Genomic DNA, 26,002 nt, shown 5'->3' on the forward strand with positions numbered 1-26,002 from the left:
GCGTCCTCATGGCTGGATGGCGGTGCCGGTACGCAGCGAAGCCTGGCAGGCCTCGGCAAGCTCCAGCGCGGCGATGCCGTCGGCGTAGCCGACCAGCGGTTCGGCGCGGCCGTGGACCACGTCGGCGAAGTGGTCGATCTGGGCGCGGTAGGCGTCGCGGTAGCGTTCCGGGAAGCCCGGCAGGATCGCGGCGGCGGTGCTGGCGTCGGGCGTCAGTGTGCACACGGTGTCGCCGTGGACGTTGCCGGCGCGGAGCATGCCCCGCGAGCAGAACGCTTCGATGCGCTGGTCGTAGCCGTAGCCGCTGCGACGGGTGTTGGAGATCACGCACAGGCGCCCGGACGCCGTGCTCAGCAGGGTGCGCGCGGTGTCGACGTCGTCGAGGCGGCCGATTTCCGGATCGACCAGGCAACTGGCGGCGGTGTAGACCCGCACCGGTTCCTCGCCCAGCAGCCAGCGCGCGAGGTCGAGGTCGTGAATGGTGAAGTCCTTGAACAGCCCGCCGCTGGTCGGCACGAACCCCGGCGGCGGCGCGGCCGGGTCGTGGTTGACCAGGTGCAGGGTTTCGAGGCGGCCGGTGTCGCCGGCGTCGAGCCGCTGCTTGAGCGCGCGGAAGGCCGGGTCGAAGCGGCGGTTGAAGCCGAGCAGGAAGCGCGCGCCGTCGAAACGCGCGCGCGCCTGCAGCACCTTCTGCAGGTCGAGGTCGATGGGTTTCTCGCAGAACACCGCCTTGCCGGCCTCGACCGCGGCCAGGGCATGGACCAGGTGCTGGTCGGTGGAGCTGCAGACCAGCACCGCGCCGACGCCGGGATCGGCCAGCGCGCGATCCAGCGTGGCGGCGGTGGCGCCGAAGCGATCGCACAGCGGCATCGCCGCGCCCGGGCGCGGGTCGACCACGTACTTCAGCCTCAGGCCCGGGTGCAGGGCGGCATTGGGACCGTGAATCTGGCCCATGCGCCCGGCGCCGATCAGCGCAACGTCGATTCGTTCCACAATGGGCTCCGGCGATCCGGTCGGCGAAATCCGGGATGGAAATTCTGTTCGTTCCGATATTGTAATAGAATTTCCAGAACGGCAACCGGTATTCCACACCGTCATCGGGCCGCCTCTCGGCGATGGCGGACAACCCAGGGAGTGGCTTCATGGCCGAGTCCAAGACCCCGCCCGCCACGGCGGAGGAACTGCGCGCCGAGATCCTGCTGCGCTATGAATCGCTGAGCAAGCGCCTGCAGCAGATCGCGCGCTACGTGCTGGACGAACCCAACGCGGTCGCGCTGGAAACCCTCGCGGTGCTGGCCGAACGCACCGGCGTGCAGCCCTCGGCCATCGTCAGGTTCGCCAAGTCGTTCGGCTTCGACGGCGCTACCCAGATGCAGCGGCTGTTCCGCGACGGCCTGCTGTCGGGCAACGCGTCGCTGGGTTACAGCGAGCGCGTGCGCGAGTTCACCCGCGCGGTGGACGGCAAGGCGGTGGGCGATCCGGGCCAGGTGCTGGCCGAGTTCGTCGAAGGCAACGTGCTGGCGCTGCAGAACCTCGGCGGCCACGTCGGTCGCGAGGCGCTGGCCGGGGCGGTCGCGCTGATCGCGCACGCGGACACCGTGTACGTCGCCGGCGTGCGGCGTTCGTTCCCGGTGGCCGCGTACCTGGCCTATTCGCTGCACCAAGTCGATAAGAAGACGGTGTTCATCGACAGCGTCGGCGGCATGGCGCGTCAGCAGGTGCACGCGATCCGCGCCGAAGACCTGCTGATCGCGGTCAGCTACCACCCGTACGCCGAGGAAACCCTGCAGACCGTCGCCGCCGCCGTGGACAGCGGCTGCAAGGTGCTGGCGATCAGCGACAGCCTGGTCAGCCCCGTGGCGAAGCCGGCGACGCTCGTGCTGCAGGTGCGCGAGGCGGAGATCCGCAAGTTCCGCTCGCTGTCGGCCTCGATGTGCCTGGCGCAGGCGCTGGTCATCTCGTACGCCTTCGCCGCCAGCGAGAAGGCGCCGCCGCGCGCGGCGCGCAAGCCGGCCAAGAAGCGCCCGCGAAAATGAAATGCATATTGCTTCGAATGTAAGAATAGAATATATTTTACATTCATCGCCGGCGACGGACGCCCGCGATCCGGAAGAGGGCGGCCTGCATGGCAGCGTCGGAGCATCAACTTGAGCTGGTGACCATCGGCCGTTCCTGCATCGACCTGTATGGCGAGCAGGTCGGCGGACGGCTCGAGGACATGGCCTCGTTCGCCAAGTACATCGGCGGCAGCCCGACCAACACCGCGGTCGGCGCGGCCAGGCTCGGGCTGCGGTCCGGGCTGCTGTCGCGCGTGGGCGCGGACCACTTCGGCCGCTTCATCCGCGAGCAGCTCGCGCGCGAGGGCGTGTCCACGGCGGGCGTGGCGACCGATCCGGAGCGGCTGACGGCGCTGGTATTCCTCGGCATCCGCGACCCGGACACGTTCCCGCTGATCTTCTACCGCGAGAACTGCGCCGACATGGCGCTGGACGTGTCGGACGTCGACCCCGACTACATCCGCTCGGCCGGCGCGGTGCTGATCAACGGCACCCATCTTTCACGCCCCAACGTGTTCGACGCCTGCGTGCATGCCTGCACGATCGCGAGTCAGGCCGGTGCGAAAGTGGTCTTCGACATCGACTACCGCCCGGTGCTGTGGGGCCTGACTGGCAGGGACATGGGCGAGAACCGCTTCGTCGCCGACGACGCGGTCACCGCGCGCCTGCAGCAGGTGCTGCCGCTGTGCGACCTGGTCGTCGGCACCGAAGAGGAGGTGCACATCCTCGGCGGCGGTACCGACACGCTCGCCGCGCTGCGCGCGATCCGCGAACGCACGTCGGCGCTGCTGGTGCTCAAGCGCGGGCCACACGGTTGCGTTGCGTTCCCCGATGCGATTCCCGCGCGCCTTGACGACGGCGTGGTCGGCGAGGGCTTGCAGGTGGAGGTCTTCAACGTGCTCGGTGCCGGTGACGCGTTCATGGCCGGCTTCCTGCGCGGCTGGCTGCGCGACGAACCGCTCGCCGCGTGCTGTCGCTACGCCAACGCCTGCGGCGCGATCGTGGTCTCGCGCCACGGCTGCTCGCCGGCGATGCCGACCTGGGAAGAGCTGCAGGTGTTCCTGGCATCGGATCAGCGCCCGTTCCGGCTGCGCGACGACGTCGCGCTGGAACAGCTGCACTGGGCCACCACGCGCGCCGGCGACTGGGACGAGCTGATGGTGCTGGCGATGGACCATCGCAGCCAGTTCGAAGCGCTGTGCGCGCAGGCCGGCGCGGATCCGGCACGGATCGCGACGTTCAAGGCGCTGGCGCTCCGGGCGGTGGACCGGGTCGCGCGCGGGCAGCCGGGTTTCGGCCTGCTGCTCGACGGCCGCTATGGCATGCGCGCACTTGAAGCGGCGGCCGATTATCCCTACTGGATCGGCCGGCCGATCGAGATGCCGGGCTCGCGCCCGCTGGATTTTGAAAGCAGCCCGGATGTCGCCACCGAACTTGCGACCTGGCCGCGCAACCACGTGGTGAAGTGCCTGGCGTTCTATCACCCCGACGATCCGGACGACCTGCGCGAACGCCAGGAGCGCCAGCTGCTGCGGCTGCAGGACGCTGCGCGCAAGACCGGCCACGAGCTGCTGCTGGAAATCATCGCCGCCCGCGCCGGCGCGGTGGACGACCACACCGTCGCGCGCGCGATCCAGCGCTTCTACGACCTGGGCATGCGACCGGACTGGTGGAAGCTCGAACCCAGCGACAGCGCCGATGCGTGGCGCAACATCGAACGCACCATCGTCGCCAACGATGCGCACTGCCGCGGCGTGGTGCTGCTCGGCCTGTCGGCGCCGGAGGAGGAGCTGGTCGCCTCGTTCCAGGTGGCGGCGGCGCGGCCGCTGGTGAAGGGTTTCGCGGTGGGGCGCACCATCTTCGCCGACGCCGCCGCGCGCTGGTTCGGCGGCGAAATCGACGACGAGGCGGCGGTGGACGACCTCGCTGCCCGGTTCGGTGTGCTGGTGGAGGCATGGCGCCGGGCCAGGAGTGCGAACATCGAACGCCACGCCGCCGCGGACTGCGCCCGATGAGCGACACGAACACGCCACCCACGATCGTGCTAACCGCCGCACAGGCCACCGTGCGCTGGCTGGCTGCGCAGCAGGTGGTAGTGGACGGCGCACGGGTGCCGTACTTCGCCGGCGCGTGGGCGATTTTCGGCCACGGCAACGTCGCCGGCCTGGGCGAGGCGCTGCACGCCGCCGGCGACGCGCTGCCGACCTGGCGCGCGCATAACGAACAGGCGATGGCGCACGCCGCGATCGCCTATGCCAAGCAGATGCGGCGCAGGCGCGCGATGGTGTGCACCAGCTCGATCGGTCCCGGCGCGACCAACATGGTCACCGCCGCGGCGCTGGCGCACGTCAATCGGCTGCCCGTGCTGCTGCTGCCAGGCGACGTGTACGCCGGGCGCCGGCCGGATCCGGTGTTGCAGCAGCTCGAATCCGGCATCGATGGCACGGCGTCGGTGAACGACTGCTTCCGCCCGGTGTCGCGCTATTTCGACCGCATCACCCGCCCCGAACAGATCATGGATGCGCTGCCGCGCGCGATGGCGGTGCTGCGCGATCCGGCGCTGTGTGGGCCGGCGACGCTGGCGTTCTGCCAGGACGTGCAGGCCGAGGCCTTCGACTATCCGGAATCGTTCTTCGAACCGGCGCTGTGGCCGCAACGCCGCCAACCCGCGGACGCCGACGAATTGCAGTCGTTGCTCGATGCGGTCCGCGGATCGCGCCGCCCGCTGCTGGTCTGCGGTGGGGGCGTGGCCTATAGCGGGGCAGAGGCTGCGCTGTCCGCGCTGGCCAACGCCACCGGTCTGGCAGTGGCGGAAACGCAGGCGGGCAAGGGTACGTTGCCCTGGGACCATCCGCGCAACCTTGGCGCGATCGGCGTGACCGGCTCGACGGCGGCCAACGCGGTCGCGCATGCAGCCGACCTCGTCGTGGGCATCGGCACGCGGCTGCAGGATTTCACCACCGGCTCGCGCAGCCTGTTTCCGCAGGCGCGGTTGTTCCAGGTCAACGTGCAGCCGCAGGACGCGCACAAGCACGGCGCGGCCGCGGTGGTCGGCGACGCGCGGCTGGTGTTGGAAGCGCTGCGCGCAGGACTCGGCGACTGGCGCGTCGACGACGAAGTCATGCAGCGCGACGCCGCGGCGATCGCGACCTGGAACGGGGAGGTCGACGCCGCAACCGCGGCGGGCGCTGACGACGCCCTGCCCAGCGACGCGCAGGTGCTCGGCGCGGTGCAGGCCGCCGTGGCCGACGATGCGATCGTGGTCTGCGCCGCCGGCGGGCTGCCGGGCGAACTGCACAAGCTGTGGCGCACCGCGTCGCCGCGCGGCTACCACGTCGAGTACGGCTATTCGTGCATGGGCTACGAGATCGCTGGCGGCCTGGGCGTGAAGATGGCCGAGCCGCAGCGCGAAGTGGTGGTGCTGGTCGGCGACGGCAGCTACCTGATGATGAACTCCGAGCTGGCGACCTCGGTGATGCTCGGGCTCAAGCTGGTCGTGGTGGTGCTCGACAACCGCGGCTTCGGCTGCATCGACCGCCTGCAGCGCGCCACCGGCGGCGCGGGCTTCAACAACCTGCTCGACGACGCGCGCCACGCGCGGCCCGCGCAGGTGGATTTCGCCGCGCACGCGCGCAGCCTCGGCGCGCTGGCCGAGCACGTGACGGGCGTGGCGCAGCTGGGCGAGGCGCTGGCGCGCGCGCGCGCCGCCAATCGCAGCAGCGTGGTGGTGATCGACACCGATCCGCGCCGGACCACCGAGGCCGGCGGCTGGTGGTGGGACGTGGCCGTGCCGGAAGTCTCCAACCGCACCGAAGTCAACATCGCGCGCCAGGCCTACGAGGCCGGCGTGCCCCTCAAACGGAATCTGCCATGAGCATCCGCTTCGGCGTCAGCCCGATCGCGTGGTCCAACGATGACATGCCCGAACTGGGCGGCGACACGCCGCTGGACGACATCCTGAGCGAGATCGCGGAGCTAGGCTTCGAAGGCGTCGAGCTGGGCGGGCGCTTCCCGCGCGAACCCGCGGCACTCGTGGCGCTGCTCAGTGGGCACGGCCTGGACCTCATCGGCGGCTGGTACAGCGGCGCGCTGCTGGAACGCGACGCCGACGCAGAAATCCGCGCGCTGCAGCCGCACCTGTCGCTGCTCAAGGCGCTGGGCGCGACTGCGTTCGTGTTTGCCGAAACCAGCAACGCGGTGCATGACGCACGCGGCACGCCGCTGGACGCAACGCCGCGGCTGCAGGACGACCAATGGACTTGGTTCGGCGAACGCATGACCAGCGTCGCCGACCATGTCCAGGCGCAGGGCGTGCGCTTCGCTTATCACCATCACCTCGGCACGGTGGTCGAGCGCGCCGCCGATCTCGATGCCCTGCTGCGTCACACCGGCGCGTCGGTGGGGCTGACGCTGGACACCGGGCACGCGGCGCTGGGCGGCATCGATCCGCTGGAAGTGATCCGCGCGCACCCGCGCCGTATCGCGCACGTGCACTGCAAGGACGTGCGCCGGGAGGTGTTCGCCGGCGTCCGCGAGCGCGGCGCGAGCTTCCTCGACGGCGTGCTCGCCGGCATGTTCACCGTGCCCGGCGACGGCGGCCTCGACTACGCCGCGGTGATGCGCGAGCTGGCGCGGATCGATTATTCGGGCTGGATCGTGATCGAGGCCGAGCAGGACCCGGCGCAGGCCAATCCACGCCGGTACGCCGAGCTTGGGCTCAAGACCCTGAAGCAGGAGGCCGCGCAGGCGGGACTGCAATGAACTCGTCGCTGCTGGTTCGACCGCACGCGCCCGACGCATCGGGCACCGTGCTGGAAGTGACGCCACGGAGCGCCGGCTGGGAGCACGTGGGGTTCCGCGTCGCCCACCTGCTCGACGGCCAGGTGCACGCCAGCGAGGAGGCAACGCGCGAGACCTGCCTGGTGCTGGTCTCCGGCCGCGCCGACATCAGCGCCGGCGGCGAGTCGTTCGAAGGTGTCGGCGGGCGCGCCACGCCGTTCGAGGACCAGGCGCCCGGCGCGGTCTACGTGCCGGCGGGCGTGCCCTATGCGGTGATCGCGCGCGGCGACGTGGAACTGGCCGTGTGCACCGCGCCAGGCCGCGGCGGCGTCCAGGCGCGCCTGATCGACGCGGCGCGGATGGGCCGCGAAGTACGCGGCAGCGGCACCAACACCCGCCACGTGCGCAACATCCTGCCGCAGACCGAACCGGCCGACAGCCTGCTGGTGGTCGAGGTGATCACCCCGGGCGGGCACTGGTCCAGCTATCCGCCGCACAAGCACGACACCGCCACAGCAGGCGAGGAAACGGCGCTGGAGGAAACCTATTACCACCGCCTGCAGCCGCGCCAGGGCTTCGCCATCCAGCGCGTGTACACCGACGACCGCTCGCTCGACGAAACCATCTCGGTCGAGGACGGCGACGTGGTGATGGTGCCGCGCGGCTACCACCCGGTCGGCGCCCCGCACGGCTACGACCTGTATTACCTCAACGTGATGGCCGGACCTCAGCGGCGCTGGGTGTTCCGCAACGATCCCGAGCACGAATGGATCGTCAACCAGGCACCGGCCGCGGAACCGGACGAAGGGTAAAGCGACATGCGCGACATCGAACATTTCATCGGCGGCCGCAGCGTCGCCGGCACCTCCGGCCGGCATGGCGAGGTCTTCGACCCCAACGCCGGCCGCGTGCAGGCGCGCGTCGCCCTGGCCGACGCGGCCGAGCTCGACCGCGCAGTGGCCAGCGCGGTCGAAGGCCAGCGCACATGGGCGCAGGTCAACCCGCAGCGGCGCGCACGGGTACTGTTCGAATTCAAGCGCCTGCTCGAGCGCGACATGGACGCGCTGGCCCGGCTGCTGTCCAGCGAGCACGGCAAGGTGCTGTCCGACGCCCGCGGCGACCTGCAGCGCGGGCTGGAAGTGATCGAGTTCTCCTGCGGCATCCCGCACCTGCTCAAGGGCGAGTACACGCAGGGCGCAGGCCCCGGCATCGACGTGTACTCGGCGCACCAGCCGCTGGGCGTGGTGGCGGGCATCACGCCGTTCAACTTCCCGGCGATGATCCCGATGTGGATGTTCGGCCCGGCGATCGCCAGCGGCAACGCCTTCATCCTCAAGCCCTCCGAGCGCGATCCCTCGGTGCCGGTGCGGCTGGCCGAGCTGATGCTCGAGGCCGGCCTGCCCGAGGGCGTACTCAACGTGGTGCACGGCGACAAGGACGTGGTCGAGGCGATCCTCGCCCATCCGCTGATCAAGGCGGTGAGCTTCGTCGGCTCATCCGACATCGCCCAGCAGGTCTACGCGCGCGGCGCCGCGCACGGCAAGCGCATGCAGTGCATGGGCGGGGCCAAGAACCACGGCATCGTGCTGCCCGACGCCGACCTCGACCAGGTCGTGGCCGACCTGATGGGCGCGGCCTACGGGTCGGCCGGCGAGCGCTGCATGGCGCTGCCGGTGGTGGTGCCGGTGGGCGAGGAGACCGCGGAGCTGCTGCGCGCACGACTGGTGGCGGCGATCGCCGAACTGCGCGTGGGCACGTCCTTCGACGCCGACGCGCACTACGGGCCGGTGGTCAACGCTGCGCACAAGGCGCGGATCGAGGACTACATCCAGCTGGGCGTGGCCGAGGGCGCCGAGCTGGTGGTCGACGGTCGCGGCTTCACGCTGCCGGGGCACGAGGACGGCTTCTTCCTCAAGCCCTGCCTGTTCGACCGCGTCACCGCGGACATGCGCACCTATCACGAGGAGATCTTCGGGCCGGTGCTGCAGATCGTGCGCGCCGACAGCTTCGAGCAGGCGCTGGAGCTGCCCAGCCGCCACCAGTACGGCAACGGCGTCACCATCTTCACCCGCAACGGCGACGCCGCGCGCGAGTTCGCCGATCGCGTCGAGGTCGGAATGGTCGGGATCAACGTGCCGATTCCGGTGCCGGTGGCCTACCACGGCTTCGGCGGCTGGAAGCGCTCGGGCTTCGGCGACCTCAACCAGTACGGGATGGACGGCGTGCGCTTCTACACGCGCACCAAGATCGTGACCCAGCGCTGGCCGCGCGGCGGCGCGACGGAGCGGGACTTCAACATGCCGATGATGAAATGAGTGCTGGCGCCGGGGGCGGACGGACATGAGCAACGCGATTGCAAGGTTCTTCGCCACCGGCGCGGACCGCGAGCCGATCGGTGACCGTGGCGAGATCGACCGCCTGTACCGGCGCCATCGCCTGCGGGTGATGCTGGCCATCACCCTGGGCTACGGACTGATCTACACCTGCCGGCTGACGCTGGGCGTGGTCAAGAAGCCGCTGATCGACGCGGGCGTGTTCTCGCCCAGCGAGCTGGGCATGATCGGCTCGGCGCTGTTCTACACCTATGCGATCGGCAAGCTGACCAACGGCTTCCTCGCCGACCACGCCAACATGAAGCGCTTCCTTGCGTTCGCCTTCATGATGACCGCGCTGTGCAACCTGGCGATGGGCTTCGCCACGACGCTGTGGCTGGCGGTGACGCTGTGGGCGCTCAACGGCTGGTTCCAGAGCTTCGGCGCGCCCGGTGGCGTGGTCGCGATGACCGGCTGGTTCTCCAACCGCGAGCGCGGCCGTATCTACGGCGTGTGGAGCACCGCGCATTCGATCGGCGAAGGCCTCACGTTCCTGGGCGTCGGCCTCGTGGTCAGCGTGCTGGGCTGGCGCTGGGGCTTCTGGGCCCCGGGACTGGTCGGCATCGCCACCGCGCTGGGCTGCTACCTGCTGATCCAGGACCGGCCGCGCACGCTCGGCCTGCCCCAGGTCAGCGACTGGAAGAACGACCGCTACGATGGCGCGCCGAAGGCCGGCATGAAGTCGGTGCTCGCCCTGCAGCTGTCGATCCTGAAGATTCCGGCGATCTGGATCCTGTGCCTGGCCAGCGCCACGACCTACGTGACGCGCTACGCGATCAACTCCTGGGGCATCCTCTACCTGCAGGAAGCGCGCGGATTCTCGCTGCCGGCCGCCGGCACGCTGCTGATGACCAGCACCCTGGCCGGCATCGCCGGCGCGATCGGGTTCGGCTTCGTGTCCGACAAGTTCTTCAACGCGCGGCGCCCGCCGGCGAACCTGCTGTTCGGCTTGGTCGAGCTGGCCGGGCTGTGCCTGTTCTTCTTCGGCCCCGAAACGATGCCCATGCTGCTGCTGTCGATGGCGCTGTTCGGCATGGGCCTGACCGGGCTGGTCACGTCGCTGGGCGGGCTGTTCGCGGTCGACATCGCGCCCAAGCGGGTGGCCGGCGCGGCGATGGGCGTGATCGGGATCTTCAGCTACATCGGCGCGGCGATCCAGGAACAGGTGTCCGGCGCGCTCATCCAGGGCGGCATGCGCATGGTCGACGGCGTGCGCGTGTACGAGTTCGGCCCGGCGATCTGGTTCTGGATCGGCTCGTCGCTGCTGTCGCTGCTGCTGGCCACCAGTCTGTGGCGCACGCGACTGCGCGACTAGATTCGATCGAAAGGAGCTGCACGTGCTGAATGCTTCCCCCGACCTGATGGTGATGATGCAGGCCGCGCGCGCGGCCGGCGACGGATTGAAGGCGCATTTCGCGCGCCTGACGGAGCTTGAGGTGCGCAGCAAGAGCGGCCCCGCGGACCTGGTGTCGATCGCCGACGAGGAGGCCGAGCGCACCATCCGCACGCTGCTGTCCGCTGCGCGGCCGGGCTACGGTTTCCTCGGCGAGGAGGGCGGCGCGTTCGAAGGCAGCGACGGCGGCCACACCTGGATCGTCGACCCGCTCGACGGCACCACCAACTTCCTGTTCGGCTGCCCGCTATGGGGCGTCAACGTCGCGCTGGCGCGCGACGGGCGGATCGTGGCCGGCGTCACCTGCCTGCCGATGCTCGACGAGTTCTACGTCGCCGAACTCGGCGGCGGCGCGTGGTGCAACGGACAGCGCATCCACGTCTCGTCGCGCGGAAGGCTGGTCGAGGCGGTGCTCGCCTGCGGCATCCCGTTCGCCGGCAAGCCCGACCATCCGCTGTTCGCGCGCGAGATGGCCCTGCTCACCGAAGCGACGGCCGGCATCCGCCGCACGGGCGCGTGTTCGGTCGACATGGCCTGGGTGGCGTCCGGGCGCTGGGACGCCTACTGGGAACGCGCGCTGATGGCGTGGGACATGGCGCCGGGCGTGATCCTGGTGCAGGAAGCCGGCGGCGTCGCCACGGCCGTCGACGGCGGCCCGCTCGAACTGCACGGTGGCAACGTGTGCGTGTCGAACGGCGCGATCCAGCAACCGCTGATGGACGTGCTCAACCGCGTCGTCGCCGAAGGAGGACATTGATCATGCGTCGTCGCAGATTTCTCAAGACCGGAGGGCTGGCCGCGCTGCTGGCCGCCATGCCGCGCGCCTTCGCCCGCGCCGTGGGCTACCCACGCGCGCTGCAGGGGCCGATGATCGGCGCCCCAGGCCCCGACCATTTCACGGTCTGGACGCGCGCCAGCGGCCTGTTCGACGTGACCCTGGAATATTCCACCGACCGTGACTTCGCCACCGTGATCGAAGGGCCCACCGCAGCGGCGACCGCGGACGACGAAGGCTGCGTGGTGCTGCGCGCCGACGGCCTGCAGCCGGACACCGACTACTGGTACCGGCTGCGCTACGCCGGCGAGCACGACCGCTACCAGCCGCTGCCGCACCACACCCGCACCGCGCCCGCGGGGCCGGCGAAGTTCCGGGTCGCGTTCGGCTCTTGCTGCCGGATCCAGTTCGACCCCGAGCAAAGGATCTGGAACGCGGTGCGCGCACTGCAGCCGGACATGTTCCTGTGGCTGGGCGACAACATCTACGCCGACAGCGACCAGGCCGACGCGTTGGTCGACCTGTACGCGCGCGGGCGCACGGTCGAGCGGCTCGAACCGCTGCTGCGCTCGGTGCCGCAGCTGGCGACCTGGGACGACCACGACTTCGGCTACAACGATTCGGACGGTCGCAGCGCGTCCAAGGCGCAGTCGCTGCGCGTGTTCCGCAGCTTCTGGGCCAACCCGTCGTACGGCGAACGCGACAATCCCGGCGTCTATTTCCTCCAGCACTACGGCGGGGTCGATTTCTTCGTCCTCGATGGTCGCTACCACCGCGACCCGATCGCAAAGCCCGACGATGCGAACAAGACCATGCTCGGCGCCGCGCAGAAGGCGTGGCTCAAGCGCGAGCTCAAGGCCAGCACCGCGCCGTTCAAGGTGTTGGCGATCGGCGGTGGCTGGTCGTGCGCGGAGAACGAGGAGGGCGGCGATTCCTGGGGCGTGTACTTGACCGAGCGCACCGAACTGTTCGACTTCATCCGCGACGAGGGCATCGGCGGGGTGGTCTGCATCTCGGGCGATTCGCACATGGGCGAGCTCAACTGCATCCCACGCTCGCAGCAGGGCGGCTACGACATCTACGACTTCTGCTCATCGCCGCTGGCGCAGATGCCCGCGGCCAAGAACACCCGCCAGGCGCCGGAGGTCCGCGTGCGCGACACCTGGACGCGTTCGGTGAACGTGGGGCTGATGCGCTTCGACATGACCGGCGACACGCCGCAGCTCACCTATACGCTGCACGACGTGATGGGCGAGCCGGTGTGGGAGCCGCTGGTGCTTACCCCCGACGACCTGCGCAACGGCGCGCGCACCTGGGACAGCAAGTCCGACCCGGCGGAGCTGGAGCGGCTGGAACGCTTCCGCAAGGGCGGTGGCTATTACGGGTTCGATCCGCCACAAGGCTGGCCTAGCCACCCACACTACGACGGATCGTCAGACTGACCACGCCCGGCGTGCGCCGCCTGCGGGTCTCGATCTCCTCGATCGCGCCGTCGGCGCGGGTGCCGTCGTACTGTTCGCGGCGTTCGCTGAAGCCGCGCCCGAACAGGTCGGTCGCTTCCGCGCGCAGCCGCCAGTGTTCGCCGATGCGGCGTTCGGCGAACAGGGTCCAGCCCACGTCCTCGGATTCGTGGGTGACGCGGTCATGGCGGTACTTGGTCTTGCGTTCGGCGATGTGCTCCACCTGCAGGCCCCAGGTCGCGCGCAGCGCCGGCAGTTCCTGGGAAAACCCGATCTCGCCCTCGACCGGCTTCTCATCGGAGATGCCGCGCCCACGGCCGGTCACCGGATCGGTCACGCGGCTGTCGCGCCACAGCAGGGTGGCGCGGATGCGGCCGCCGGCTATGCGCCAGGCATCGAGCGGCGCGGACACGTCCAGTGACAGCGTGTCGCGACGGCCGCGGCCGATGTTGCCCGGCGCATCGAACACGTCGTCGCCGGCGACCACGAGCACCCGGTCCATCACGTCCTCGATGCGGTCGTGGGTCCAGACCAGGCTCACCGCCGCGTCCTCGCCCAAGCGGTGCTCCCAGGACAGGACCGCGCGCCAGGTCTTGTCCGGCTCCAGGCCGGCGTTGCCGGCGCTGACGCCGCCGCCGTCGAGCGACGCCGAGGCGACGAAGTCGTTGAAGTCGAGCTGTCCGACCTCGCGCGCGAGAGACAAGCGCCACTCGTCCGCATCGCCCGCGTTCCAGCGCAGTGCCAGCCGCGGCTTGGCATAGGTGAAGCTGCGCTGCAGCGGGCTGTCGCCCGACTGCGAAATGCCGGAGCGCTCCAGGCGCAGGCCCGGTTCGATCGTCCAGTCCTGCGCGGGGCTCCAGGTGGCGCCGAGCGTGGCCTCGCTGCGCCGCTCGCGAATACGCACGTCGGAACCGGGGACGGGAACGTCGACGCCGTTCTCGCGCAGCTGGCTGTCGCCGTCGAGGAAATTGTAGGCGCCTTCCAGCGCCGCGTTGAACGACAGCGTGTCCGAGCGCGCGTGGGTCAGTCCGACCCGGGCGATCGTCTCGCCGCTGCCGGTCTCCCCGACGAAGTGCTCGTCGTCGTCGCCCTCGCGGGAGCGCTCCAGCTCATCGAGCCGGCCGCGCTGCACGCTGGCCATGGCCTCGAACGTGGTGCGCCCGCGGAACTGGCGCACGAAGCGCGCGCCGATCTCGGCCTCGCGATAGCGTTCGCGCTCGTGGATGCGTTCGGCATCGTCGACGGTCGATGCGCCGATGCGCGTGGTGGTGCGCACATCGTCGCCGCGCAAGGCGCCGGTCAGCGACAGGCGTCCGGACGCGAGCGGCTGGCGCCAGCCGACGGTCGCTTCCTGCTCGCGTTCGATGGCGCGCGTATCCAGCGAACGGCGCCACATGTCCGCGCCTTCCCGCGTGCGGATGCTGCCGCGACCGGTGTCGTCGTCGACCTCGCTGTCCGACTTCAGCGACAAGTCCAGCGCGGTGTCGCCGCGGCGGCGTCCATACTCGAATTTCGCCCGCGGTTCGGTCGCGCCGTCAGTGGCGGCGGAAAGCCCGACCTCGGCCGCCCACGCGGTGCTCGCGTCGCTGCGCCGGACCACGTTGGCCAGTACCGCGTAGCCGCCCATGTCGATGCCGGGTGCGCCGGCGTGGATCAGCTCGATGCGCTCCACCGCGCGCGCCGGGATGCGCTTGAGCAGGGCGCCGGTGTCCTCGCGCTTGCTGGTCGGGCGCGCGCCGTCGAATAGCACGTTGCCGGTGGCGCCGGCATAGCCGCGCACGTCGGCGTCGGATTCGACGATGGTGAACCCGGGCACCCGCAGCACCATGTCGTAGGCGTTGGCCGGCGCGATGTCTTCGAAATAATCGGCGGCGTAGACCGTGCGCGAGCGCACTTCGCCAACCGTCTGCGCCGTGGCCGGGAGCGCGCAGGCAACGGCGGCCAGCAGGCAGGCGTGCAGGAGGGCGTGGTGGCGATTGCGCCGCATGATGGATCGGTTTCCCCGGAAGTCGCTGCAAGGCTAGACTCGATCCGCTGACAGCCCGGCCACGGCCGGTGTCAGGTTGCTGTCAGGAGGGGTCTCGCATGCTGCCCGCCATGAATATCCAGACCGGCTTTGTGCGCATTCGACCGACCCTGCTGCTGTTGACCGTCGGCATTGTGGCGGCGCTTCCCGTTTCCGTCGTGCTGGCGGGCAAGAGCGACCACGTCGAGGCGCGCGAACTGCTCCGGCGCGGCGAGATCGTGCCGCTGGCGCAGGTGCTCGAAGTCGTCGCCCACCGCGTACCCGGCGACGTCATCGAGGTGGAGCTCGAGCGCGACGACGGCGTCTGGGAATACAAGGTCAAGGTGCTCACCGCCACCGGCCGCGTCCGCAAGCTCACGCTCGATGCGCGCAACGGCGCGGTGCTCAAGATCAAGGACGATTGATGCGGTGCCTGGTCGTCGAGGACGAGCCCGACATCGGCGCCGACCTGGCGCGCGCGCTGGAGGCGGCCGGATTCCTGGTGGACGTCGCCGCCGACGGCGACGCGGCCTGGTACCAGGGCGAGGTGGAGGACTACGACGCGGTCATCCTCGACCTCGGCCTGCCGAAGCTGGACGGCCTGACCGTCCTGCGCCGCTGGCGTGCCGCAGGACGCATGTTCCCGGTGATCGTGGTGTCCGCGCGCGGCGACTGGACCGAGAAGGTCGAGGGCATCGAGGCAGGCGCGGACGACTATCTTGCAAAGCCGTTCCAGATGGGCGAACTGGTCGCGCGCGTGCGCGGCCTGGTGCGGCGCGGCGCGGGCAAGCTGTCGCCGGTGATCGAGATCGGACGATTGCGCCTGGACACGGTGCGCATGAGCGCGTCCTTCGACGGCGCGCCGGCGCGGATCTCGCCGCTCGAATTCCGCCTGCTCGACTACCTCGCCCACCAGCCGGGCCGCGCGGTGCCGGCGGGTGAACTCGCCGAGCATCTGTACGGCGCCAGCGAAAGCGGCGATGCCAACGCGATCGAGGCGATCGTGGCGCGCCTGCGGCGCAAGTTCGGCAGCGCGGTCATCGCGACCCGGCGCGGTTTCGGTTACCTGCTGGAACAGACCGGGTGATCGCGCGGTCGTTGCGCTGGCGCCTGCTGCTGGTCGCGGCCGCGGCGATCCTGGTGGCGCTGGCGATCGCGTGGGCGTTCATGACGCTGCTGTTCGGCCGGCACCTGGAGCGCCAGCTCGAAGCAGAGATGACGCGCGGCGCATTGGTAGTGGTGGCAGGCCTCGAGCTGTCACCGACGGGCAGTCCGGCGCTCACCGCGCAGCCGGCGGATCCGCGCCTGGACACGCCAGCCGGCGGCTACTACTGGCAAGTGAGCGCGGACGAGGGCGCGCTGCGCTCGCGCTCGCTGTGGGATGCAGCGTTGCCGGTGCCCGCCGACGTTCCCACCGATGCGTGGCGGATGCGCCGCGCGCCGGGTCCCTTTGGGCAGCCGGTGGCGGTGCTCGAACGTCGCCTGGTCATCGACTCGGACCACGCCCCGGTGGTGGTGCAGGTGGCCCAGGACACCGCGCCGCTGGCCGCCGCGCGCGCCGGCTTCGCGCGCGAGCTGGCGGTGTTCCTGGCGGCGCTGTGGGCGGTGCTGTCGGCTGCGGCGTGGCTGCAGGTCACCCTGGGACTGTCGCCGCTGGCGCGGATCCGCGGCGACCTGGCGAAGCTGGAGAGCGATGCCGAGGCGCGCCTGCCGCCGGCGCGGCTGCGCGAGATCCAGCCGCTGGTGCAGGCGATCAATTCGCTGGCCGACGCGCGCGCCGGCGAACTCGAGCTCGCGCGCCATCGCGCCGCGGACTTGGCGCATGGGCTGAAGACGCCGCTGGCTGCGCTGGCCGCGCAGAGCAGGCGGGCGCGCGAAGCCGGCGCGGACGCCGCCGCCGAAGGCATGGATCGCGCCATCGCCGCGATCGGCCGCGTCGTGGACGCCGAACTGGCACGGATGCGCCTGGCGCGGATCGGGCGCGTGCCCGGCGCCACCGCACGCGTGCGCGAGGTGGTCGAGCGCCTGGTGAACGTGCTCGAACACACCGAGAAGGGCGGCCGGCTCGCCTTCGCCATCGACATTCCCGCCGGGCTGCAGCTGGCGATGCAGGGCGAACACCTGTCCGAAGTGGTCGGCGCGGTGCTCGAAAACGCGGTCAACTACGCGCGGCGCCAAGTGCGGGTCGCCGGCGCCGCGGGGCCGGAATGGACCAGCCTGTCGGTCGAGGACGACGGCGCGGGCATCGCCCCGGACCTGCTGGAACAAGCGCTGGTCCGTGGCCAGCGCCTGGACGAGGCCGGCGGCAGCGGCCTGGGCCTGTCGATCGCGCGCGAAATGGTCGAGGCCAGCCACGGCCGCATCGCCCTGGACGCATCGCCGCTCGGCGGCCTGCGGGTGCGCTTCACCTGGGGCGCAGGCGCACAGCACCGCTGAACGGAATTGCGCGACCGCACGCGCCTTCACGGCGCCTTCAACCCGGAAACGGCAGCCTTCACAAAGCTGAAGACACCGTTTTTTTCCCTCTTTTTTGGAGCAGGTATGCGCGGATCATCGGAACCAGGCGGTCTCGTCCTCATCGTCGAGGACAACCGCAACATCTCGGAAATGGTGGGTGAGTACCTGGAAGGCCGCGGCTTCGAGGTCGACTACGCCTCCGACGGCCTCGACGGGTATCGCCTCGCGGCCGAGAACACCTACGACGTCGTCGTCCTCGACCTGATGCTGCCGCGACTCGACGGCATCGAAGTGTGCAAGCGGCTGCGCGAGGAAGCGCGCAAGTCGACGCCGGTGCTGATGCTGACCGCGCGCGACACGCTCGACGAAAAGCTCACCGGCCTTGGGGCCGGCGCGGACGATTACCTCACCAAGCCGTTCGCGATCCAGGAACTGGAAGCCCGGCTGCGGGCGCTGATCCGGCGCGAACGCCGCCAGGTGGGTTCGGAAGTGCTCAAGGTCGCCGACCTCGTGCTCGACCCCGCTTCGCTGCGCGCGACCCGCGGCGGCACCGAACTTCAGCTCTCGCCCATCGGCCTGAAGCTGCTGACGATCCTCATGCGCGAATCGCCGCGGGTGGTCAACCGCCAGGAAATCGAACGCGAGATCTGGGGCAACAGCCTCCCCGATTCGGACACGCTGCGCAGCCACCTGTACAACCTGCGCAAGACGATCGACAAGCCGTACGACAAGCCGCTGCTGCACACGGTGCAGAGCGCCGGCTACCGGATTGCCGACATCGAGCAGCCGCCAGCCTGACGCGGCCGGGTCGTCGCCGTGCCGCAGGGGCTGCCGCGCAAGCTTCGCTACGCCTTCATCCTGCAGGTGATGCTGGCGAGCATCGCCGTGGTCATCGGAGTGGCAGTCACCGCCAGCATCGTCAAGGACGTGCTGACCGACCAGCAGCTGCGCGGCGAGGTCGAAGGGTTCTGGGACGGGCGTTCGCGGGATCCTGCCTATCCGCTGCCGCGTTCGGCGGTCATCCACGGCTATTTCGTCCCCGAGGGGAAACTGCTGGACCGCGTGCCGACGGAGTTGCGACGCTACGGCACCGGCATTTCCGAACTTGCCGGCGGAAACCGCAAGTTGATCGTCGACGAACGCCCGCAGGGGCGGCTGTACCTGGTGATGTCGTTCGGCCTGCTCGACACGGTCATCCGCCGAGCCGGGCTGGTGTCGATGCTGCTGGCCCTGCTCGCGGTGTACCTGACCACGTGGTTGACCTATCGCGCGTCCAAGCGGTTGGTGACCCCGGTGACCTGGCTGGCGCGACAGGTGGCGCGGTGGAACCCGGCCGATCCCGACGTGTATCCCATCGCACCCGGGCGGATGCCGGTCGAAGGCGGCAGCGAGGTCGGCCAGCTGACCATCGCGCTGCGCGCGCTGACTCGCCGTACCCGCGACCTGGTCGCCCGCGAGCGCGACTTCACCCGCGATGCCAGCCATGAGCTACGCACGCCGCTCACCGTCATCCGCGTGGCCACCGACATGATGCTGGCCGACAGCGAGATCCCGGCGCGTGGGCACCGCACCTTGCTGCGGATGCAGCAGGCCGGGCGGGACATGGAAGCGATCATCGACGCTTTCCTCATCCTGGCGCGCGAACAGGAGCATGCACCGCTGACCGAGGACTTCGATGTCGCCACCATCGTCGACGAGGAGGTCGAGAAGGTGCGGCCGCTGCTGGCGGGCAAGCCGGTGGAACTGGACATCGTTGCGACCGCTTCGCCGCGCCTGCATGCGTCGCCCCGCGTGCTGGCGGTGATGCTCGGCCAGCTGCTGGAAAACGCCTGTGTGTTCACCGAGCGCGGCCGCGTCGAGGTGCGTATCGACGCGGGCGGCGTGGCCGTCGTCGACACCGGGATCGGCATGTCACCCCAGGTCCTGCAGAAGGCCTGGGATCCGTTCTATCGCGCCGACCTGGTCAATCCGGCCGGCAAGGGCATGGGCCTGTCGATCGTGCACCGGCTGGGCGACCGTTTCCGCTGGACCGTGACGCTGGAAAGCACGCCCGGCGTCGGAACGGTCGCGACCATCGATTTTTCCCGCGACGTCCTGTCCTGACCCGAAGTGGCTGAAGATTTCCGGCCGCTCCGGCCGGTGGCCGCGGGACGCTGTCAACCGGACCTCCACCCGCGCGTTGACTGACCTTGACATCCTCCCCGCGAACGCAGCGCATGACCACACCACGTAAGAAGCCGACACCGTCCCGCACGATGCGCCGCGCGATCGTGGCCGCGGTCCTGGCGGCGCTGGCGGTGTCCGCGGCGTGGTACTGGAATTCGCAGCGCGGCGCCACCGACGAAGGCGCCTGGCGGACCGCGACGGTCGAGCGCGGCGACATCCGGGTCGCGATTTCGGCGACCGGCACGCTGAGTGCGATCTCCACCGTCACCGTGGGCAGCCAGGTGTCGGGTCAGGTCACCGATGTGCTGGTGGACTTCAACGACAAGGTCAGCAAGGACCAGGTGATCGCACGCATCGACCCGAGCACCTACGAAGCGCAGATCAACCAGGGCAATGCCCAGGTCGCCAGCGCCCAGGCGTCGCTCCGGCAGGCGCAGGCGACGCTCGCCAACGCCGAGGCCGATTACCGCCGCAAGACCGAGCTTGGCGCGCAGCAGCTCGTGGCGAGGAGCGACATCGACCTTGCCCGCGCCGCGCGCGACCAGGCACGCGCGCAGGTCAACGCCGCGCAGGCGCAGATCCGTCAGCAGACCGCGTCCACGGAAACCACGCGCATCAACCTCGGACGCACCGTGATCCGTTCGCCGGTCGACGGGGTCGTGCTCACGCGCACCATCGAGCCCGGCCAGACCGTTGCCGCGAGCCTGCAGGCGCCTGAGCTGTTCACCATCGCCGAAGACCTGTCGCAGATGAAGATCGAACTGGCCGTCGACGAGTCCGACATCGGCCAGGTCAAGGCGGGGCAGGCGGTGTCGTTCACCGCGGACGCCTTTCCCGACCGCCAGTTCAAGGGCGTCGTCGAACAGGTGCGGCTGTCCGCGACGACTACCAACAACGTGGTCACCTACCCGGTCGTCGTCACCGTCGACAACGGCGACGGCACCTTGCTGCCGGGCCTGACGGTCAATGCCGAGATCGAGGTCAGCAAGCGCGAGAACGTGCTCAAGGTGGCGAACGCCGCGCTGCGCTACAAGCCGGCGGAGGATGGCCCCGCGGCGCGCCCGCAGGCGGCCTCGGCGCGCAGCGGCGGCAACGGCGGCGGGATCTCCGACGATCTCGCCCGCACCGCCGCGACGCTGAAGCCGGACGCGACCCAGCAGGCCGCGTTCGACGCCGCGATCGCGGCGATCCGCGAGCGCCAGGCAGCGCGCCAGGCGGCACCGCCCCGGGGCGGCAACAGCCTGTTCGGGGGCCGCGGCGGCGGACAGTGGAGCGCGGGCGGCGAAGACGGCGCGATCCAGGCGCAGATTCGCCAACGCATGCTGGAACGTTACCAGCAGGATTTCGCCGGTTTCCGCGCTTCGCTCGACGAGGCCCGGCGCAGGCAGTGGGATGCCGCGGTGTCGGCGCTGGTCGGCGCGCGCCGCGCGCCGCTGTACAAGCTGGTCGACGACATGCCACAGCGGGTGATGGTGCGTATCGGCGCCAGCGACGGCACCAGCACGGAAGTGTCGGGCAACATCCAGGCCGGCGACGTGGTGGTCACCGGCGAGCGCGCGCGGCAGTGAGCGCAGCCGCCAGCCGGACCGCGGTGATCGAAACGCACGGTCTGTACAAGGTCTATTCGCCAGGCACGCAGGCCGAGGTCGTCGCGCTCAAGGGCGTGGACCTGCGCATCGACCGCGGCGACTTCGTCGCGATCATGGGGCCGTCGGGGTCGGGCAAGTCGACGCTGATGAACCTGGTGGGCTGCCTGGACACCGCCAGCAGCGGCCGCTACGAATGCGACGGGGTCGACGTGTCGACGCTCGACGCGGAGGAACTGGCGACCCTGCGCCGGGACAAGATCGGCTTCGTGTTCCAGGGTTTCAACCTGCTGCCGCGGATGACTGCGTTGGACAACGTCGCGATGCCGCTGGGCTATGCGCGAATCCCGGTGGCCGAGCGCCACGAGCGCGCGCGAGCGGCGCTCGCCGCCGTCGGCCTGGCCGAGCGCGCCGGGCACCTGCCCAGCGAACTGTCCGGTGGCCAGCAGCAGCGCGTGGCGATCGCGCGAGCGCTGATCAACCAGCCGCCGATCCTGTTGGCCGACGAACCCACCGGCGCGCTCGACAGCAAGACCGGCGAGGAGATCCTGGCCCTGTTCAAGCGCCTGCGCGACGCCGAACACACGGTGGTGCTGATCACCCACGATGCGGAAGTCGCCGCGCATGCCGATCGCACGTTCGTGATGCACGACGGCGAGCTGCATGAGGAGCCGCGCGATGCGTGATCTTGATTCGCGCCTGCTGCAGTCAGATCCATCGCGGCGCTCGATGTGCCCTCAAGTCCCGGATCGCGCGATGCAAAAGCATGTCGAGCCATTGAGGCCAAACCAGACCATGGCCCCCGGTCCAGCCCCGAACCCGTGATCCGCGACCCCTGATCCGCGACCCCCGAATCCGCTACCCGCCCAGAGCGCGAACCCTAACCATGACCTTCCTCGACATCCTCCGCACCGCCATCCACGCCCTGCGCGGCAACTGGATGCGCAGCGCGCTGACCTCGCTTGGCGTGATCATCGGCATCGCGGCGGTGATCGTGATGGTGTCCGTCGGGCAGGGCACGCAGCGCGAGATCGACAGCCTGGTCTCGGGCCTGGGCTCGCAACGCCTGGACATCTCGCCCGGTGCCGGCCGCGGGTCGGGCGGTGCGCGCCAGAGCGCGAGCAGCTTCTTCACCCTTGGCGAGGGCGACGTCGACGCGATCCGCAGCGAGATCCCGGAGGTGCAGTATGTCGCCGGCGCCTTGCGCGGCGGCACCCAGGTGGTGTTCGCCGAGAACAACGCGGCAACCAGCTGGCAGGGCGTGCAGCCGGACTGGTTCCAGATCAACGACTGGCAGATCGGCGAAGGCGCCGGCTTCGAGCCGCAGGATTACAGCAGCGCCGCCAAGCATGTGATCATCGGCGAGACCATGCGACGCACGCTGTTCGGCGACGACAGCGGCGTCGGCCAGACCATCCGCCTGGGCCGGGTGCCGTTCACCGTGGTCGGCACGCTGGCGCCGAAAGGGCAGGGCGGCTTCGGCCAGGACCAGGACGACATCGTGATGGTGCCGCTCGAAACCGGACGCCGCCGCCTGCTCGGGATGATGGGCCTGCCGCCGGACGCGGTGATGCAGATCGCGCTCACCGTCGCCAATGCCGATGACCTCGACTACGTGCAGGGCGAGGTCGAGGCGCTGCTGCGCCAGCGGCACAAGATCCGGCCCGGCGACGACGACGACTTCCGCGTGCGCAACATCAGCGAGATCGTGGCCACGCGCACGGCGACCACCAACCTGATGTCCAAGCTGCTGGGCGCGGTGGCGACCATCTGCCTGATCATCGGCGGCATCGGCATCATGAACATCATGCTGGTGTCGGTGACCGAGCGGATCCGCGAGATCGGCCTGCGCATGGCGGTGGGCGCGGGCCCGGGCGACGTGCGCCGGCAGTTCCTGGCCGAGGCGATGCTGATCTCGCTGATCGGCGGGGTCATCGGCATCGGGATTGGCGTGGTCGGGGCGCTGCTGGTCGGCCGGTTCAGCGAACTGCCGGTGGCGTTGAACGGACAGGTGGTGGCGCTGGCGGCGGTGTTCTCGATCAGCACCGGCCTGTTCTTCGGCTACTACCCGGCGCGCAAGGCCTCGCAGCTCGATCCGATCGAAGCCCTCCGACAGCAATAGGCCGTGGCGTCCGACGCAAGAGCGGCCAGCCGCGAGATTCTCCAGGCTCCATCCCTGGGCGATGGGCAGGCCTGGGGAGGACGGTCAACAGTTGCGCCGCTGCCAGCGCTGGCGTGCGCTCTTCGGGGCAGAGCTCGCCGGCGCCTTGCGTGCGCAGGAAGGGAGCAGAAAGCTCGCGATTGAAGGACGCTCCCACGACAGCTTCTTCGAGGGCGCCTGCCGATCGCCTATCCTGTCGTCATGGATACGACGACGCCCAAGCACCGCACCGCCCTGGTCATCCACGGCGGCGCCGGCGTGATCGAACGCGACCGCCTTGGCGTCGATGATGAACGCGCGATCCGCGCCGACCTCGATGCCGCACTCGATGCCGGCCATGCCGTGCTTGCCAGCGGAGGCGAAGCGCTCGACGCGGTCGAGGCCGCGGTGCGCGCGCTTGAGGACTCGCCACGATTCAATGCCGGCCACGGCGCGGTCTTCGATGCCGACGGGCAACACGCGCTGGACGCCTCGGTGATGGACGGCCATACGCGGCGCGCCGGCGCGGTCGCCGGCGTCACCACGATCCGCAACCCGGTCTCGCTGGCGCGCGCGGTGATGGAGCACTCGCCGCATGTGATGCTGATCGGCGCCGGCGCGGAGGCCTTTGCCAGCACGCGCGGCGACATCGAGCAGGTTCCCAACACGTACTTCGATACCGCGCATCGCCGACGCGAGCTGGACCAGGCGCAAGCGCGCGAGTTTGCCGACGCCGATGCCGCGGATCATCTCAAGGGCAAGTATTTCGGCACTGTCGGCGCGGTGGCGCTGGATGCGCGCGGCCACATCGCGACCGCCACGTCGACCGGCGGCATGACCAACAAGCGCTGGGGCCGGGTGGGCGACACGCCGCTGGTGGGCGCCGGTACCTGGGCGGACGAACGCTGCGGCGTGTCCGGCACCGGCTGGGGGGAGTTCTTCATCCGCTGCGCCGTCGCCCACGACATCGCCGCGCGCATGGCCTATCGCGGCGATTCGCTGCAGGCCGCGACCGACGCGGTGATCCTGGGCGCGGTGCCGGAGCTGGGCGGCGACGGCGGCGCGATCGCCCTGGACCGGGACGGCCGCATCGCAATGGTCTTCAATACCACGGGCATGTATCGCGGCTGGATCCGCCCCGACGGCAGTCGCGGCACCGCGATATTCGGCGAGTCCTGATCGGGGGGCGCGTGCGTGCGCTCGGAAGGCCCTATGGTTGTCGTGCGCCTTCGCAGTTGTTCCGCCTGCTGGTGGCAGGCGGATTGCACTCCGGGATCGCAGACCGAAGTCCAAGGCGCACTGCGCCGATGCCATGCAGGAGATGGGTCGTCGCCCCGAAGGCGAGCGTCCAGCGACGTTGATGCGTCGCAATGAACAGGTGTTCCCGGATGACGACACACTCGTCTGTTGAAAGCGTCGCCTTCGCGAGACTGGGAAACGGCGATTTCTTTATCGCAGGTACGGCGCCACGATCTCCCGCCACAGCGCGTAGCCGCGGGCGTTCATGTGCAGGTGGTCGTCGCCGAACAGTTCGGCGCGCGGGCGGCCGTCGGCGTCGAGCATCGGCGTGGCGACGTCGATGAAGTCGACGCCGTCCATCCGCGCCGCTTCGGCCTTCACCAGTGCGTTGGCTTCGCGCTGCGCCGGCAGCTGGTCGAAACGCGCCGGACTGGGCTTGATCGCGATGTAGGCGATCGGAACGCGCGGCAGGTCGCGGCGGATCCGCGCGACAAAGGCGCGGAAATCAGCCAGGACCCGCTGCGGCGGGCGGCCGGCATCGATGTCGTTGTCGCCCGCGTAGAGCATGACCTGGCGCGGCCGGTAACGGGTGGCAACCTCGTCGGCATACCAGGTGGCGTCGCGCAGCTGCGAGCCGCCGAAACCGCGGTTGAGCACCGGTCGATCGGGGAAATCCTCCGCCAGCGTCTGCCACATCCGCACCGAAGAACTGCCGGTGAACACGATCGGGTGCGCCGGCGGCGGGTTGCGCGCGTCTTCGGCGGCGAACCGAGCCATGTCCTCGGCCCACTGGGGCGACGACACCGCGCCGGCGGTGGGAGCTACCGGCGCTGGCGTCGTGGTCGGGCCGGCGCCGGCGCAGGCGGAGAGCACGGCGGCAAGCAGCAGCGCGGGCGCGGTGAAGGGTCGCATGGCGGGGCTCCCTGGGCGGGCGGCCAGTGGACCAGCGCCCGGAATTGATTGCAAATCCGGGGTTTCGGACCGTGCCGTTGGGCGGCGGTTGCTGGCCATGTGGCAAAATTGCGGTATTCCGGCTCACGGCCGCCGCGCCAATCCCAGCCATGCCATCGATTCCAGCACCAGGCGGCCGTCGCACCGCGATGCATCCGTCGCGTCGCGGCCGCGTGGAGCGCAACCTCGCCGTCGCCCATGGCGGGCGCTGAAGTGGCCGACGAGGTCGGGCACCTGCCGCGCGGACCGGGACGGATCCTGAAGGCCACGGTCTGGTCCGTGCAAGGCCTGCGCGCGGCGTGGTTGCACGAGTCGTCGTTCCGGCTCGAGGTCTACCTGTTCGTGGTACTCGCGCCGCTGGGCGCGTGGCTGGGCGGCAACGGTGTCGAGCGCGCCCTGCTGATCGGCTCCATGCTGCTGGTGCTGGCCGTGGAACTGCTCAACTCCGCGATCGAAGCGGTGATCGAGCGCTACGGCGCCGAACACCATGAGCTGGCCGGGCGCGCCAAGGACATGGGGTCCGCGGCCGTGTTCGTGCTGATGATGAACGTATTGCTGTGCTGGGGACTGATCCTGGCGCCGCGCTGGACGTGAAGCCGGTGGCCGTCGTCGCCCCGCGCTC

At 70.1% G+C, this 26,002-nt stretch carries 22 protein-coding genes; 19 read left to right on the plus strand and 3 right to left on the minus strand.

Features of this window, described 5'->3' with window-relative positions:
- Positions 1 to 6: 6 nt before the first annotated feature.
- Positions 7 to 993, minus strand: coding sequence for an inositol 2-dehydrogenase (gene iolG / locus ACFOM9_RS06500; protein WP_386707835.1), 987 nt, complete (start codon positions 991 to 993; stop codon positions 7 to 9).
- A 149-nt stretch (positions 994 to 1,142) separates the two neighbouring features.
- Between iolG and ACFOM9_RS06505 the strand changes: the two genes are divergently transcribed.
- The 9 genes from ACFOM9_RS06505 to ACFOM9_RS06545 all read left to right on the plus strand — a co-directional run bounded on the left by ACFOM9_RS06505 (position 1,143) and on the right by ACFOM9_RS06545 (position 12,818).
- A complete protein-coding gene (locus ACFOM9_RS06505; RefSeq protein ID WP_386707838.1) occupies positions 1,143 to 2,036 on the plus strand; it encodes a MurR/RpiR family transcriptional regulator in 894 nt (297 codons plus the stop codon).
- 89 nt (positions 2,037 to 2,125) lie between these two features.
- On the plus strand, positions 2,126 to 4,072 hold the full coding sequence (locus tag ACFOM9_RS06510; RefSeq protein WP_449284263.1) for a bifunctional 5-dehydro-2-deoxygluconokinase/5-dehydro-2-deoxyphosphogluconate aldolase: 1,947 nt from the start codon (positions 2,126 to 2,128) through the stop codon (positions 4,070 to 4,072).
- The gene (iolD, locus tag ACFOM9_RS06515; protein ID WP_386707843.1) at positions 4,069 to 5,931 is read left to right on the plus strand and encodes a 3D-(3,5/4)-trihydroxycyclohexane-1,2-dione acylhydrolase (decyclizing); all 1,863 of its coding nucleotides are present in this window, start codon (positions 4,069 to 4,071) and stop codon (positions 5,929 to 5,931) included. The genes ACFOM9_RS06510 and iolD overlap by 4 nt, the downstream gene beginning before the upstream one ends.
- A complete protein-coding gene (iolE, locus tag ACFOM9_RS06520) occupies positions 5,928 to 6,818 on the plus strand; it encodes a myo-inosose-2 dehydratase (protein WP_386707846.1) in 891 nt (296 codons plus the stop codon). Before iolD ends, iolE begins: the two co-directional genes overlap by 4 nt.
- The gene (iolB, locus tag ACFOM9_RS06525; protein WP_386707849.1) at positions 6,815 to 7,648 is read left to right on the plus strand and encodes a 5-deoxy-glucuronate isomerase; all 834 of its coding nucleotides are present in this window, start codon (positions 6,815 to 6,817) and stop codon (positions 7,646 to 7,648) included. The genes iolE and iolB overlap by 4 nt, the downstream gene beginning before the upstream one ends.
- Before the next feature lie 6 nt (positions 7,649 to 7,654).
- Positions 7,655 to 9,151, plus strand: a complete 1,497-nt coding sequence (locus ACFOM9_RS06530; protein ID WP_386707851.1) for a CoA-acylating methylmalonate-semialdehyde dehydrogenase — start codon at positions 7,655 to 7,657, stop codon at positions 9,149 to 9,151.
- Positions 9,152 to 9,176: 25 nt separating this feature from the next.
- On the plus strand, positions 9,177 to 10,523 hold the full coding sequence (locus ACFOM9_RS06535) for an MFS transporter (protein ID WP_386707854.1): 1,347 nt from the start codon (positions 9,177 to 9,179) through the stop codon (positions 10,521 to 10,523).
- A gap of 22 nt (positions 10,524 to 10,545) precedes the next feature.
- Positions 10,546 to 11,358, plus strand: coding sequence for an inositol monophosphatase family protein (locus tag ACFOM9_RS06540; RefSeq protein WP_386707857.1), 813 nt, complete (start codon positions 10,546 to 10,548; stop codon positions 11,356 to 11,358).
- A gap of 2 nt (positions 11,359 to 11,360) precedes the next feature.
- A complete protein-coding gene (locus ACFOM9_RS06545) occupies positions 11,361 to 12,818 on the plus strand; it encodes an alkaline phosphatase D family protein (protein ID WP_386707860.1) in 1,458 nt (485 codons plus the stop codon).
- On the opposite strand, the gene ACFOM9_RS06550 is transcribed toward ACFOM9_RS06545, so the two are convergent.
- Entirely contained in the window at positions 12,784 to 14,823 is a 2,040-nt protein-coding gene (locus ACFOM9_RS06550) for a TonB-dependent receptor plug domain-containing protein (protein ID WP_386707863.1), read from the minus strand. The genes ACFOM9_RS06545 and ACFOM9_RS06550 overlap by 35 nt on opposite strands.
- 110 nt (positions 14,824 to 14,933) lie before the next feature.
- Here ACFOM9_RS06550 and ACFOM9_RS06555 point away from each other — a divergent pair, with 110 nt between their 5' ends.
- The 9 genes from ACFOM9_RS06555 to ACFOM9_RS06595 all read left to right on the plus strand — a co-directional run bounded on the left by ACFOM9_RS06555 (position 14,934) and on the right by ACFOM9_RS06595 (position 24,369).
- Positions 14,934 to 15,266, plus strand: a complete 333-nt coding sequence (locus ACFOM9_RS06555; protein ID WP_386707866.1) for a PepSY domain-containing protein — start codon at positions 14,934 to 14,936, stop codon at positions 15,264 to 15,266.
- Positions 15,266 to 15,928, plus strand: a complete 663-nt coding sequence (locus ACFOM9_RS06560; protein ID WP_386707869.1) for a response regulator transcription factor — start codon at positions 15,266 to 15,268, stop codon at positions 15,926 to 15,928. Before ACFOM9_RS06555 ends, ACFOM9_RS06560 begins: the two co-directional genes overlap by 1 nt.
- On the plus strand, positions 15,925 to 17,277 hold the full coding sequence (locus tag ACFOM9_RS06565) for a sensor histidine kinase (RefSeq protein WP_386707872.1): 1,353 nt from the start codon (positions 15,925 to 15,927) through the stop codon (positions 17,275 to 17,277). Before ACFOM9_RS06560 ends, ACFOM9_RS06565 begins: the two co-directional genes overlap by 4 nt.
- A 105-nt stretch (positions 17,278 to 17,382) precedes the next feature.
- Entirely contained in the window at positions 17,383 to 18,096 is a 714-nt protein-coding gene (locus ACFOM9_RS06570; protein WP_386707875.1) for a response regulator transcription factor, read from the plus strand.
- Positions 18,097 to 18,114: 18 nt separating this feature from the next.
- Positions 18,115 to 19,401: a sensor histidine kinase gene (locus tag ACFOM9_RS06575; RefSeq protein WP_386707878.1), complete on the plus strand. Its 1,287-nt coding sequence runs from the start codon at positions 18,115 to 18,117 to the stop codon at positions 19,399 to 19,401.
- 113 nt (positions 19,402 to 19,514) lie between these two features.
- A complete protein-coding gene (locus tag ACFOM9_RS06580; RefSeq protein WP_386707881.1) occupies positions 19,515 to 21,032 on the plus strand; it encodes an efflux RND transporter periplasmic adaptor subunit in 1,518 nt (505 codons plus the stop codon).
- Complete coding sequence (locus tag ACFOM9_RS06585; RefSeq protein ID WP_386707884.1) at positions 21,029 to 21,736, plus strand: ABC transporter ATP-binding protein; 708 nt, start codon at positions 21,029 to 21,031, stop codon at positions 21,734 to 21,736. Before ACFOM9_RS06580 ends, ACFOM9_RS06585 begins: the two co-directional genes overlap by 4 nt.
- A 200-nt stretch (positions 21,737 to 21,936) precedes the next feature.
- On the plus strand, positions 21,937 to 23,172 hold the full coding sequence (locus ACFOM9_RS06590; RefSeq protein WP_386707887.1) for an ABC transporter permease: 1,236 nt from the start codon (positions 21,937 to 21,939) through the stop codon (positions 23,170 to 23,172).
- A gap of 240 nt (positions 23,173 to 23,412) precedes the next feature.
- Complete coding sequence (locus ACFOM9_RS06595) at positions 23,413 to 24,369, plus strand: isoaspartyl peptidase/L-asparaginase family protein (protein WP_386707890.1); 957 nt, start codon at positions 23,413 to 23,415, stop codon at positions 24,367 to 24,369.
- A 270-nt stretch (positions 24,370 to 24,639) separates the two neighbouring features.
- Here ACFOM9_RS06595 and ACFOM9_RS06600 read toward each other — a convergent pair whose 3' ends face one another.
- Positions 24,640 to 25,341: an SGNH/GDSL hydrolase family protein gene (locus ACFOM9_RS06600; RefSeq protein ID WP_386707893.1), complete on the minus strand. Its 702-nt coding sequence runs from the start codon at positions 25,339 to 25,341 to the stop codon at positions 24,640 to 24,642.
- A 252-nt stretch (positions 25,342 to 25,593) separates the two neighbouring features.
- Between ACFOM9_RS06600 and ACFOM9_RS06605 the strand changes: the two genes are divergently transcribed.
- Entirely contained in the window at positions 25,594 to 25,974 is a 381-nt protein-coding gene (locus ACFOM9_RS06605) for a diacylglycerol kinase (RefSeq protein WP_386708156.1), read from the plus strand.
- The last annotated feature ends 28 nt before the right edge of the window (positions 25,975 to 26,002 follow it).

Source organism: Luteimonas notoginsengisoli (assembly GCF_042648885.1).
Taxonomy (GTDB): domain Bacteria; phylum Pseudomonadota; class Gammaproteobacteria; order Xanthomonadales; family Xanthomonadaceae; genus Luteimonas; species Luteimonas notoginsengisoli.